Here is a 12,534-nt window from a genome sequence, read left to right on the forward strand (position 1 = left end):
GTGCGGCGTCCCGCCGTGGTGTTCGCGCGTCATCCAGCGAGCTGCGCCACGAGCTCGTCGAGTGCCCGTGCCGGCAGTGCGCACACCCGGTCGTGGCACACGTACGCCGCCGGGGCGAGCGCGGCGCGCGACTCGAACAGCCCGAAGCCCGCGGCCGCCCACTCGTCGGCCTGTGCCGGGGTCACGGCCGCGATCGTCGTCCCGGGACGTCGCGCGCCGAACGCCGCTGACCGCATCGGGTCGGCCAGGTCGGCGGTCACGACGACGACCTCGCGCGACGGTCGCCCGAGCGCCAGCGCGAGCCCGAGCGCATCGGCGTACCCGAGCGGTCGTTCCGTTCCGGACCGGGCACGATCGGCGACGAGCCGCTCGGCCGCGTCGCGGTACGAGCGCTCACCTGTCAGCGCTGCGAGCGTCGCCGCCGCCGAGGCGAGGCCGACCGTCCCCGACCGCAGCGCCGTCTGCGGCTGTTCGCCGGTCGCCGTCCCCGCCGAGTCGAGGACCGGGTCGACACCGAAGCGACCGGCGAGGCCGTCGTCGACGAGGACCCGTGCGGCGGAGGCGTAGGACACCTCGCCCGTGACGAGCGCGAGTTCGAGCAGCCCCTCGGCGAGCAGGCCGACGTCCTCGATCGTCGCCGGAGCGCTCGACGTGCCACGCGGCGAACTCGACCGGACCGCCACGTGCCCGTCACGCACGTGCGCTGCGAGCACCGCGTCCGCCGCGCCCCTGGCGAGCGAGGTCATCTCGTCGTCGCTGTACCGCGCTCCGGCGATGGCGAGCCCTCGGATCGCGAGGCCGTTCCAGCCCGTCAGCACCTGGTCGTCGAGGGGCGGCGGATCGAGCGTCGCGCGCTCGGCCAGCGGACGGCGGTACCACTCGCCCTCGACCCGGCGCCCGTCGATCGTCGACTCGCTGTCCTGCGCCGCGACGAACGCACCGTCCGGTCGCCGCAGGGTGTCGCGGAGGAACGCGGCGATGCCCCGTGCCTGCGCGGACTCGGCCACCGCCAGCAGTCCCGCGTTGTCGTAGAGCATCCGCTCGTAGTGCGGGACGCTCCAGTCACGCTGCGTCGCGTACCGGAAGACCCCGCCGTCGGCATCGGTGAGCTCGGAGCCGGCGATCGCCCCCAGCGTGCGGCCGAGCAGCCCGCGGGCATCCGCACCGTCGGCCGGGTCGTCCGCCGCGAGGTCGCCGAGCAGTTCGAGGAGTGGCGCACCGGGGAACTTCGGCGCGCCCCCGAAACCTCCGTACGTGGTGTCCTCCGCCTGCCGCAGCTGGTCGAGGACCGCATGGGTCGTGTCCACCGACGGGAGGCGCGGCTCGTCCCCGTCGCGTCCGTCGCTGGACACGACGGTCGCGTCCGCCTCGGCGCCCTGCCGGATCGCCGCCGCGATCGCCGCCGCGTTCGCGTCCACCTCGCCCCGACGCTCACGCCAGGCGTCCAGCACGGCGCCGAGGACCTGCCGGAACGACGGCACCTGCTGCACCGGCTCCGGCGGGAAGTACGTCCCCGCGAAGAACACGTGCGCGTCGGGCGTCGTGAAGACGGTGAGGGGCCAGCCGAGCTGTCCGGTGAAGGCGCTCGCCGCGGCCATCATGCTCGCGTCGACGTCCGGGCGTTCCTCGCGGTCGACCTTGACGGCCACGAAGTCCTGCCGCAGGAGGTCGGCCACCCCTGGGTCCGAGAAGCTCTCGCGCGCCATGACGTGGCACCAGTGGCAGGTCGCGTACCCGATCGACACGAGGACGGGGACATCTCGATCGCGAGCCTCGGCGAAGGCCTCCGGGCCCCACTCGCGCCAGTCCACCGGGTTCTCCGCGTGCTGGCGGAGGTAGGGGCTGACGGCCGAGCCGAGGCGGTTGTCGTTCATGCGTCCAGCCTGCCCGGACCGCCCTGGGCGGGGCATCGTGCGAGGCAGACTGTGGACGGAACCGCTCAGTCCACAGCCGGTCGCGGGGAGAGCCACCCCGTGATCGACGCGAGCCGACGGGCCACGTCCGCCGGCGTCAGGTCGTCCGTGTCCACCCGCGTGACCTCGTCCCCGACAGCCGTGTCGAGCCTCCCGGCCGTCCTGGTGCTGTGCGCGAGCTGCGCCTCGGGGAGGCGACCACCGGACCGCCGACGCAGGCGGTCCGCGACGGCTGCGTCGCCCGCGCGCAGCAGCACCGCGGTGGCCAGGGGTTCGTCGCCCATCGCGGCGGTCAGCACGTCCAGGTGCAGCACCGAGCTCGTGTTCGTGTAGATCAAGCGGCGGTGCCCGAGCTCGCGGTACCGCTCCCACATCGTCGCGAGGTTCCGCTCCGCGAGGTGTGCTTCGGGGTGCTCGACGTGCGGCGCGGGGTGCGCCAGGTCGAGCGCGTCACCCTCGATGACGACGTGCCGGACGTCGGCGGCGACGAGGAGGTCGTGCAGCGCCTCGGCGGCAGCGGACTTGCCGACGCCGGACCTGCCGCCGATGAACAGCACCTCCGAGCGCACCACGGGTCAGCCCCGACCGAGCATGAGGAGGGCGAGCGCGGCGTCCTCCGGGCCGTAGTCGAACATCCGCTCCCAGAACGGGTCGTCGGCCCACGGCACGTCGCCGTCCGCCGGGACCCGGTGCGCGGTGTCGACGAGCCAGTCCAGCTCGGGGACGACGGCCTGGTCGAAGCGCGGCGGCTGCCAGCCGAGCGCCCGCGCGGCAGTCGTGTCGAGCACGAACGGGCTCGGCGACGACCACGGCGTGACGCCCACGAACGCCGGGGCGTCCTCGTCGAGCAGCACCTCGTCGAACTCGTGGTCGAGGTGGCCCGCGACGCTCCGCACGATCTCGAGGACGGACGGTGCGGTCTCGTCGGCGACGTTGAGGATGCGGCGGTCCGGCCGGTCCGCGACCAGCCCCACGAGGTCGGCGATGCCGGATGCGGCGGTGGTGTGGTCGACGCCGCGACCGTGGTCCGCGAGCAGGACGCGCTCCCGACCGTCGAGCACCCGTCGGACGACGAACCACTCCCGCGGACGCCCGATGTGCGGGCCGTACACCTTCGACGGACGCAGCACCGTGACCGGGGCACCGTGGTCGAGCAGGACCTGTTCGGCAGCGACCTTCGCAGCGCCGTAGCCGTCGCGGCTCGTCGGGTCGGCGTCGTTCGGCACGACCGTGGGCTGCAGCTCGCTCACCGGGCCGCCGAACACTGGGCGCTCGACGGAGTTGCCGTGCCGTCCCTGCTCGTCGACGTACACCGCCTTCGAGGACACGAACACGGTGGACCCCGCGTCGTCGAGGAACGGCCGGAGCCGTAGGGCGTCGTCGCGCGTCCGCCCGACGGTGTCGACGACGAGGTCGGCGCCGGGTCGCAGCAGCGACCGGAGCAGCGCGGTGTCACGGGCGTCGCCGGTGGTCGAGGTCGCGCCGTCGGCGACGAGGGCGTCCGCCACGGGTCCGCCCCGGCGCGAGACGACCTCGACCTGCCAGTCGTCGGCGGCGTCGAGGAGGTGCCGGGCGACCGCGGAGCCGATGCCGCCGGTGCCGCCGAGGATGACCGCGCGTCTCGTGCTCATGCTGCAACGGTAGTGCGGCCGGGAGGCGCGGGGCGCGTCGGTCGCGCGGCTGACGTCGCGAGGGGGCTCGGCTTGCGCTGGCGCGGGTGGCGCCGACGGTGTGCGCGTGCGCTCCCGCGCTGCGCGGCCGGTGTGTGCGCGTGCGCGTGCGCTCGCGTGCTGCGCGGCCGGTGTGTGCGCGTGCGCTCGCGCGCTGCGCGATCAGGACGCGACGGACTCCGGCTCGCGGCGCCACCAGTCGATGAGCGACCCGTCGTACACCTGCACCCGGTCGTGCCCGAGGACGGTGAGCGCGAGGGCGTCCACGCACGCCGCCGTGCCCACACCGCAGTACGTGACGATCTCGTCCGACCCGATGACCTCCGCGAAGGCCGCTTCGAGCGCGCGCCCCTTCAGGTAGGCGTTCGTGTCGGGGTCGACGAGGGTGCCGACCGGGATCGCCGTGCTGCCGGGGATCACCGGAGCGTGGTCGTCGCCGAGCGCGGTGTCGTCCGCCGCGAGGACGAGTGCCGCGGGCTCGACACCCGTCGTCGCACGCCGCACCCGGTCGTGGTCGACCCAGAGCGGCCGCTCTTCACCCGCGAGGAACGCGTGCGACCCGGGAGTCTGCGCCGAGCGGGCGAGGGAACCGATCCGGACCGGACGCCCCTCGTCGCGCCACTTCGTGAAGCCACCGTCGAGCACGGCCACGGAGTCGAACCCGAACGACCGGAAGATCCACCAGAGGCGAGCCGACCACTGCCCGACCCCGTCGTCGTAGACCACGACCGTCGACGTGTTCGTGACGCCGAGGCGGCCCGCGGCGGACTCGAACCGTTCGGCGCTCGGCCGCGTGAACGGGACGTCGCCGTCCGGCGCGGAGAAGTCGTCGAGCAGGTCGGCGTAGCGGGCGCCGGGCACGTGCCCACGGTCGGCGTAGGCGTCCTCCGCGGATCGCCAGGTGGTCTCGAGTCCGGTCCCCGACGTCTGCACGGAGGCATCGAGCACCACGAGCTCGTCAGCACCGAGGTGGTCTGCGAGCCACTGCGTCGACACGAGCGGCGAGGTCAGGACGGGGGCCATGCCGCCCACCGTAACGAGGACCCCTGACGCCTGCGAGGGGAACCGCAACACTGCGCAACTGCGGGCCGTTCCGTACCGCGCGATTCGGCTCTCGGGCGGTGCGGGCGGCGCGCGGCGCGGCGCGCTGGCGGGGCCGGGCGCGGCGCGCGGGCGTGGGCGGGCGTGGCGCGCTGGCGTGGGTGCGGCCGTGGTCGGCCGCTGTCGAACGACACCGCCGCGGTCGTCCGACAGCGGCGGTGTCGCAGTCCCGCGTGCGCAACTTCCGTCGCGTGCAATGAACGACCGGACCGTCGTCGTCCGACAGCGGTCCGGTCGTTCCGCAGCGGCACCGACCCCCCCCCCCCCACGCGACGCGCGGACGACCCGCCCGGCACCGAGCCGAGCGGGTCGTCGTGACGTGCCTGGGACCGTCAGTGCGCGGCGGTCGCGGTGCTCCCCGTCGCGGTCGCCGCGGCGTGCTCGAGCTTCGCGAGCCGCACCGACTGCCGGTTGATGAGCAGCCCGCCCGCGAGCGCGACCAGCACCAGGACGCCGGCCGAGATGCCGAACGCCACGTGGTAGCCGTCGAGCACCGCCTGGGCCTGCTGGAGCTTCGTCGGTGCCCCGGAGAGGTCTGCCAGTCGGTCCTTCACGACGTCCGCGAAGATCGTCGACAGCAGCGCCGTGCCGATCGAACCGCCGATCTGCTGCATGGTGTTGACCGTCGCGGACGCCACTCCGGCGTCGGCCCGGGCGACCCCGGTCGTCGCGGTGTTGATGGCGGACGAGAAGATCGTGCCCATCCCGAGCCCGATGACGACGAGCGCGGGCAGGACGGTGCCGGCGTAGGTGCTGTCGAGGTCGGTCCGGAGCAGCAGGAGCAGTCCCGTCGCGGCGACGAGGCCGCCGGCGAAGACGAGCACCTTCGGGCCGACCCGCGGCAGCAGCCGTCCGCCGATCTGCGTCGACGACACGATGATCGAGAGCGGCATCGGCAGGAACGCCAGACCGGTCTGCAGCGACGTGAACCCGAGCGTCTGCTCGAGGTAGTAGGTCAGGAACAGGAAGATGCCGAACATGCCGATCGCGACGAGGCCGATCGCGATGTACGAACCGCCTCGGTCGCGGTCGAGCACCACGCGGAGCGGCAGCAGCGGGTGCGCGACCCGGGTCTCGATGACCACGAACGCGGCGACGAGCACGACACCGGCCGCGAGCATCACGATGGTCAGCGGGTCGTCCCAGCCGTTCGTCTCGGCGTTCGAGAAGCCGTACACGATCCCGACCAGACCGGCGGTGATGGTGAGCACGCCCGCGACGTCGATCCGCGGGCGGTCGGCCTTCGGCGGCTTCGCCATGAACACCAGCGCCCCGATCACGCCGAGGACCGCGAAGACCACGTTGACGTAGAGGCACCAACGCCAGGTCGCGTACTCGGTGAGGACCCCGCCGAGCAGCAGGCCGAGTGCGGCACCCGAGCCCGCGATGGACCCGAAGATGCCGAAGGCCCGCCCGCGCTCCTTCGGGTCACGGAATGTCGTTGTCAGCATGCCGAGCGCGGACGGGGCGAGCAGCGCGCCGAAGACGCCCTGCAGTGCGCGTGCCGCGACGAGGAGCCCGAACGAGTCCGCGAGGCCGCCGAGGACGGAGGCGAGCGCGAAGCCCACGAGCCCGATGATGAAGGTGTTCTTGCGGCCGAAGAGGTCGCCGAGTCGTCCGCCGAGGAGCAGGAGGGACCCGAACGCCAGCGAGTAGGCGGTGACGATCCACTGGCGCTGGTCGGTCCCGAAGCCGAGGTCGGCCTGGGCGGACGGCAGCGCGATGTTCACGATCGTGGCATCGAGCACCACCATGAGCTGGGCGAGGGCGATGACCGCGAGGGCGATCCAGCGGCGGCTGGCGCGCTCGGGAGCGGCGGGCGGGGAGTCCTGGGTGGTGGGCGCGGACCCGGTCGGGGTCGGCGCGGTCTGTTCTGCCGTCACGGGCAGCCTCCTTCTGGAAGGTGGAGGGGGAAGGGTGGTCGGATCGACCGGAGAGAAACGGATGCTCGGCATCCGCTTGTGTCCAGTGTAGACCGAAACGGAGTCACCGCATCCGTTTGTTCCCAGAATCGTCAACTAGGTTTGGCCACGTGAGCACCACCGACCTCGACCGCCCCCTGCGCGCGGACGCAGCACGCAACCGCGAGCTGATCCTGCAGACGGCGCGGAAGTGCTTCGCCGAACGCGGTCTCTCGGTCACGCTCAACGACATCGCGCACGAGGCCGGGGTCGGCGTCGGCACGGTCTACCGCCGCTTCGCCGACAAGGACGCCCTGATCGAGGCACTGCTCGCGACGAAGTTCGAGGCGATGAACGGTGCCGCCGCCCGCGCTGCCGAGGAGCTCGACCCCCGCGAGTCGCTCCGCGTGTACCTGATGGGCGTGTTCGAGTTCCGCGCGCGCGACCGGGCGCTCGCCGACGCCATCGTGCGTGCCGGCAAGGCCCGCCCGTCGATCGTCGAGGAGCGCAACCGGCTCGAGACCCAGGTGTCCGAGATCATCCGTCGCGCGAAGGCCGCCGGCGTCGTGCGCGACGGCTTCGACTACCGCGACCTGCCGATGCTCACGCAGATGCTCGGCGCGGTCGCGGACACCACCCGCGCGACCGACCCCGACGCCTGGCGGCGCTACGCCCAGGTGCTCATCGACGGCGTGATGCCCCCGGAGCACGCCGACCCGATGTCCGGCACGCCGCTCGACCGGGAAGCCCTCGAACGGGCGCTGCAGCCGGGCAGCTGAACCCGGCCGAGGCTGCTACAGCCAGCTGGGCATCCAGTAGTGCGACCGGATGAAGTCCCACGGCATCTGGATCGCGGTCCACATCGGGTACCAGTACACGGACGCCAGCACGACGACCCCGAGGTACACGCCGACCCAGACGATCGCCCGGGTCCGGCGCGACCGTTCGTCCGTCCGGCGACCGAGCACCAACCCGATCGCCGCGGCGAGGGCCATCACCATGAAGGGCTCGAAGGCGATCGTGTAGAACTGGAACACCGTCCGGTTCACGTACATCAGCCACGGCAGGTAGCCCGCCGCGACACCGATCAGCACGAAGCCGTACTCCCAGCGCCGACGCAGCACCCACAACACGAGCAACGCGACCACCGCGATGACCGAGGCGTACCAGATGAACGGGTTCGCGATCCCGGTGATCGCCTCGCCGCAGCGGGACGCCGTGCAGCCGTCCTGACCGGCGTCGGTCCCGACGTAGTACATCGACGTCGGCCGCTGCATGACGAGCCACAGCAGCGGGTTCGCCTGGTAGGAGTGCGGTGTGTGCAGCCCGATGTTGAACCCGTAGATCTCGGACTGGTAGTGCCACCAGTTCTGCAGGCTGTCCGGCACCCACGCGAGCAGACCGGTCCAACGCTCGCCGCCGTTCGCGATCCAGTCGCGGTCCCAGCCGTCCCGTGACGTGAACCAGCCCGTCCAGGCCGCCAGGTACGTCGCAGCGGCGATCGGCACGGTGAGCAGGAACGACACCGGAGCCTGCTGCAGGAACGCGCTCGACGACCAGAACTCGATGCCCGCCCGCCGCCGCATCATCATGTCGCTGAGCACCGAGTACACCGCGAAGAACGCCAGGAAGAACATTCCCGACCACTTCGTCGCCGTCGCGAGCCCGAGCGTGAGCCCCATCGCGATCAACCACGGCCGCCACCAGAGGAACGGTCCCCACAGGGTGTCCCGCCCGGCCGCGGTCCGTCGCGCCACCCACCGGTCGAGTCGACGCTCCGTCCACCGGCGATCGAGCAGCAGGGCACCGGCACCGAGGACCACGAAGAACGTCAGGATTCCGTCGAGCAGCGTCACCCGCGACAGCACGATCGCCTGGCCGTCGACCGCGAGCAGGAAACCGGCGAGGGTGCCGATCGCGGTCGAACGGAAGAGTGACCGGGCGATGACGGCGGTGAGGAAGACCGTGGCGATGCCGAGCACCGCGACCGTGATGCGCCAGCCGAACGAGCTGTCCGCTCCGAACACCAGCATGCCGAGGCCGATGAGGTACTTGCCGAGCGACGGGTGCGCGATGAACTCCGCCGCCTGTGAGAACAGGTCGGTCTGTCCGTCGGCGAACCGTTGGTCCGTCGTCGGTGCGCCCTTCTCCGACGGGTTCGCAGGCCACGTGCCCTCGTACCCGAGGTGCACGATCGACCAGCCGTCCTTGACGTAGTACGTCTCGTCGAACACGAGCGAGTGCGGGTGGCCGAGGCCGACGAGCCGCAGCACGGCAGCGAGCAGCGTCACCGCGAGCGGCCCGGTCCACCGCCACACCGCGACCCGGGTGCCGGTCCGGAGGACGTGCGCCCACCAGTCGTCGAGTCGCGAGCCGGTCGGGCGGTCCGCCACGTCCCGGCGGTCGTCGGTCAGCTCGCTGGTCATCGCGGACATCCTACGGAGGCTCTCCATGACCAGGCTGCGACCTCCGGGGTGCTGTGGACAGCCGTCGTGCGGCGACAATGGACGGGTGATCGTGCTCGCAGCAACCCCCATCGGCAACCTCGGGGACGCCTCCCGCCGGCTCGTCGAGACCCTCTCGAACGCGAGCGTCGTCGCCGCCGAGGACACCCGCACCGCGGTGCACCTCATGCGCGCGCTCGGGATCGAGAACCGGCCGCGGCTCATCGCGCTGCACGAGCACAACGAGCGGGAGCGTGCCGCCGACGTCGTCGCACTCGCCCAGGACGACGACGTCGTGGTCCTCACCGACGCCGGCATGCCCGCGATCAGCGACCCCGGGTTCCCCCTGGTGGCAGCAGCCGCCGAGGCCGGTGTCACGGTCACGGCGATCCCCGGTCCGTCGGCGGTCCTCACGGCGCTCGCCGTGTCCGGCCTGCCGACCGACCGGTTCACCTTCGAGGGCTTCCCCACGCGCAAGCAGGGCGAGCGGAGCAGGTCGTTCGAGGCGCTGGCGGGGGAGCGTCGCACGATGGTCTTCTTCGAGTCGCCGCACCGGCTCGGCGGCACCCTCGCCGACATGGCTGCCGCCTTCGGCGCCGACCGACGCGCCGTGGTGTGCCGCGAGCTCACGAAGCTGCATGAAGAGGTCCGACGCGACACGCTCGGCGAGCTCGCCGCGTGGGCCGCCGACGGATCGCGCGGAGAGATCTGCGTCGTGGTCGAGGGGTCGTCCGGGAGCGACGACGTCACCTCCCTGGAGGACGGCGTCCGACTCGTGCTCGAGCGCGTCGCCGCAGGCACGCGCATGAAGGAGGCCGCGGCGGCGGTCGCGGACGCGACCGGGCTGTCGAAGCGGGACCTCTACGAGGGCGCGCTGGCAGCGAGGTGACAGGCCAATCGGCGGCCTGGAGGCGCGGGGCGGCGCCGCCCCGCGCCTCCAGTCCGAGTTGTCCACAGCCGCGTCATGCGCGCTCCGCGCGCCCGTAGGATGGTCCGCATGTCCGACGGGTCCTCCTTCAGCATCACCACGCCGATCTTCTACGTGAACGACGTGCCCCACATCGGGCACGCGTACACCGAGGTCGCCGCGGACATGCTCGCGCGCTGGCACCGTCAGCGCGGCGAGGACACCTGGCTGCTCACCGGGACGGACGAGCACGGGCAGAAGATCCTGCGCACCGCCTCGGCGAACGACGTCACCCCGAAGGAGTGGGCGGACCGGCTCGTCACCGATGCGTGGAAGCCCCTGCTCGAGACGGTCGACGTCGCCAACGACGACTTCATCCGCACCACGGACGAGCGTCACGAGCGTGGCGTCACGGCCTTCCTGCAGAAGCTGTACGACGACGGCTTCATCTACGCCGGCGAGTTCGAGGGGTTCTACTGCGTCGGGTGTGAGGAGTACAAGCAGCCGAGCGACCTCGTGGCCGGCACCGGAGCGTACGAGGGGCAGCAGGTCTGCGCCATCCACTCGATCCCGGTCGAGGTGCTGTCCGAGCGCAACTACTTCTTCCGCATGTCCGACTTCGAGCAGCGGCTGCTCGACCTCTACGAGTCGAACCCCGAGTTCATCCAGCCCGAGAGCGTCCGGAACGAGATCATCTCGTTCGTGAAGCAGGGGCTGCGTGACCTGTCGATCTCGCGGTCCAGCTTCGACTGGGGCATCCAGATCCCCTGGGACCACGACCACGTCCTCTACGTGTGGTTCGACGCACTGCTGAACTACGTCACCGCGCTCGGCTACGGCTCCGAGGACGACGAAGCCTTCCAGCGCCTCTGGCCGAGCGTGCACATCGTCGGCAAGGACATCGCCCGGTTCCACGCCGTCATCTGGCCGGCGATGCTCATGGCCGCCGGACTCCCGGTGCCGGAGCGCGTCTACGGGCACGGCTGGCTCCTCGTCGGCGGCGAGAAGATGTCCAAGTCGAAGCTGACCGGCATCGCGCCGTCGGAGATCACCGACACCTTCGGGTCGGACGCCTTCCGCTACTACTTCCTCCGCGCGATCACCTTCGGGCAGGACGGCAACTTCAGCTGGGAGGACATCTCCGCCCGGTACCAGGCCGAGCTCGCCAACGGGTTCGGCAACCTGGCGTCGCGCATCGTCGCGATGCTCGGCAAGTACTTCGACGGCGTCGTCCCGACGGCCGGTGCGTCGACCGACGCGGATCGTGCCGTCGAGGACCTCGCCCGCTCGGTGACCGAGCGCGCCGACGCCGCGGTGGGCTCCTTCGCGCCGCACGACGCGATCGCCACCGTCTGGGAGCTCGTCGACGCCCTGAACGGGTACATCACCGAGCAGGAGCCGTGGGCCCTCGCGAAGGACGACACGAGGCGCGAACGGCTCGCGACCGTGCTCGTCACCGCGCTGCGCGGCCTCGGTACCGTCGCGGTCCTGGTCTCGCCCGTGATGCCGAAGGCGACCGAGAAGCTCTGGGCGTCGATCGGAGCCGGCGGGTCCATCGCCGAGCAGCGCATCGACCGGGCATGGGAGTGGCAGGCGGCGGCGCAGGTCGTGCCGCTCGAGTCCGGGCTCTTCCCGCGCATCGAGCAGCAGCCGGAGCAGGGCGCAGCGTGACCGACGCGGCGCACGTCCGTGCCCGCGGCGAGGGATCGGGCGGCGGGTCGAAGCGCGACCTGACGTACCCGCCCCTGCCGCAGGCGCTCGTCGTCCCCGTGTACGACAACCACACCCACATGGAGATCGCCGACGGCGTCGGGGAAGGTGGCGACGGGCCGCTCGAGTACCGCGAGCACCTCGACCGTGCGTCGAGCGTCGGTGTCCGGGGCGTCGTACAGGTCGGTACCGACCTCGTGACCTCGCAGTGGTCCGCCTCCATCGCCGCCCGCGAGCCGCGCGTGCTCGCGGCCGTCGCGCTGCACCCGAACGAAGCACCCGTGCTCGATGCGGCCGGCAGCCTCGACGAGCACCTCGAGGGGATCGCCGAGCTCGCCGCCCTGCCCCGTGTCCGCGCGATCGGGGAGACCGGCCTCGACTTCTTCCGAACGGGTGAGGACGGCCGCGCCGCCCAGGTCCGCTCGTTCGAGGAGCACATCCGCATCGCGAAGGAGCACGACCTCGCGCTGACGATCCACGACCGCGACGCGCACGACGCCGTGGTCGAGGTCCTCGACCGCGTCGGCGCACCGGAGCGCACGGTGTTCCACTGCTTCTCGGGTGGGCCCGACCTCGCCCGTCTCTGCGCCGAGCGGGGCTGGTACATGTCCTTCGCCGGCACCGTGACGTTCAAGAACGCGCAGGACCTCCGTGATGCGCTCGAGGTCGCACCGCGTCACCTCATCATGGTCGAGACGGACGCGCCGTTCCTCACCCCGACGCCCTACCGCGGACGGCCGAACGCGCCGTACCTCATCCCGCTCACGCTGCGTTCGATGGCGGAGACCCTGCGCACCGACGTGTCGATGCTCGCCGCGCAGATCGCGTCGAACACCGAGACGGTGTACGGCGCGTGGGACGCCGAACCCGTCACGGTGGCGGAGTAGT

General features: G+C 72.0%; 10 protein-coding genes. 4 read left to right on the top strand and 6 right to left on the bottom strand.

The window, feature by feature from the left end:
• Positions 1-29: 29 nt before the first annotated feature.
• The 5 genes from QPJ90_RS08740 to QPJ90_RS08760 all read right to left on the bottom strand — a co-directional run bounded on the left by QPJ90_RS08740 (position 30) and on the right by QPJ90_RS08760 (position 6,567).
• Entirely contained in the window at positions 30-1,874 is a 1,845-nt protein-coding gene (locus tag QPJ90_RS08740) for a DUF255 domain-containing protein (protein ID WP_290134039.1), read from the bottom strand.
• A 65-nt stretch (positions 1,875-1,939) separates the two neighbouring features.
• Entirely contained in the window at positions 1,940-2,485 is a 546-nt protein-coding gene (locus QPJ90_RS08745) for an ATPase (protein WP_290134040.1), read from the bottom strand.
• Positions 2,486-2,488: 3 nt separating this feature from the next.
• Positions 2,489-3,544 carry an NAD-dependent epimerase/dehydratase family protein gene (locus QPJ90_RS08750; RefSeq protein ID WP_290134041.1) on the bottom strand — a complete coding sequence of 352 codons (1,056 nt, stop codon included), beginning with the start codon at positions 3,542-3,544 and terminating at the stop codon, positions 2,489-2,491.
• A 201-nt stretch (positions 3,545-3,745) separates the two neighbouring features.
• Positions 3,746-4,606, bottom strand: a complete 861-nt coding sequence (locus tag QPJ90_RS08755) for a rhodanese-like domain-containing protein (RefSeq protein WP_290134042.1) — start codon at positions 4,604-4,606, stop codon at positions 3,746-3,748.
• A gap of 410 nt (positions 4,607-5,016) precedes the next feature.
• Positions 5,017-6,567, bottom strand: a complete 1,551-nt coding sequence (locus tag QPJ90_RS08760) for an MFS transporter (protein ID WP_290134043.1) — start codon at positions 6,565-6,567, stop codon at positions 5,017-5,019.
• Between the two features lie 149 nt (positions 6,568-6,716).
• Here QPJ90_RS08760 and QPJ90_RS08765 point away from each other — a divergent pair, with 149 nt between their 5' ends.
• Entirely contained in the window at positions 6,717-7,364 is a 648-nt protein-coding gene (locus QPJ90_RS08765) for a TetR/AcrR family transcriptional regulator (RefSeq protein ID WP_290134044.1), read from the top strand.
• A gap of 15 nt (positions 7,365-7,379) precedes the next feature.
• Here QPJ90_RS08765 and QPJ90_RS08770 read toward each other — a convergent pair whose 3' ends face one another.
• A complete protein-coding gene (locus tag QPJ90_RS08770) occupies positions 7,380-9,011 on the bottom strand; it encodes a phospholipid carrier-dependent glycosyltransferase (protein ID WP_290134045.1) in 1,632 nt (543 codons plus the stop codon).
• A gap of 85 nt (positions 9,012-9,096) precedes the next feature.
• Here QPJ90_RS08770 and rsmI point away from each other — a divergent pair, with 85 nt between their 5' ends.
• The 3 genes from rsmI (at position 9,097) to QPJ90_RS08785 (ending at position 12,533) form a co-directional block, all read left to right on the top strand.
• Positions 9,097-9,918: a 16S rRNA (cytidine(1402)-2'-O)-methyltransferase gene (gene rsmI, locus QPJ90_RS08775; protein ID WP_290134046.1), complete on the top strand. Its 822-nt coding sequence runs from the start codon at positions 9,097-9,099 to the stop codon at positions 9,916-9,918.
• 108 nt (positions 9,919-10,026) lie between these two features.
• Positions 10,027-11,607 (top strand): methionine--tRNA ligase, encoded by a 1,581-nt coding sequence (metG, locus tag QPJ90_RS08780; protein WP_290134047.1) that lies wholly within the window; start codon positions 10,027-10,029, stop codon positions 11,605-11,607.
• Entirely contained in the window at positions 11,604-12,533 is a 930-nt protein-coding gene (locus QPJ90_RS08785) for a TatD family hydrolase (protein WP_290134049.1), read from the top strand. The genes metG and QPJ90_RS08785 overlap by 4 nt, the downstream gene beginning before the upstream one ends.
• Position 12,534 lies beyond the last annotated feature (1 nt).

The sequence above is a fragment of the Curtobacterium sp. 458 genome, assembly GCF_030406605.1.
GTDB lineage: Bacteria > Actinomycetota > Actinomycetes > Actinomycetales > Microbacteriaceae > Curtobacterium.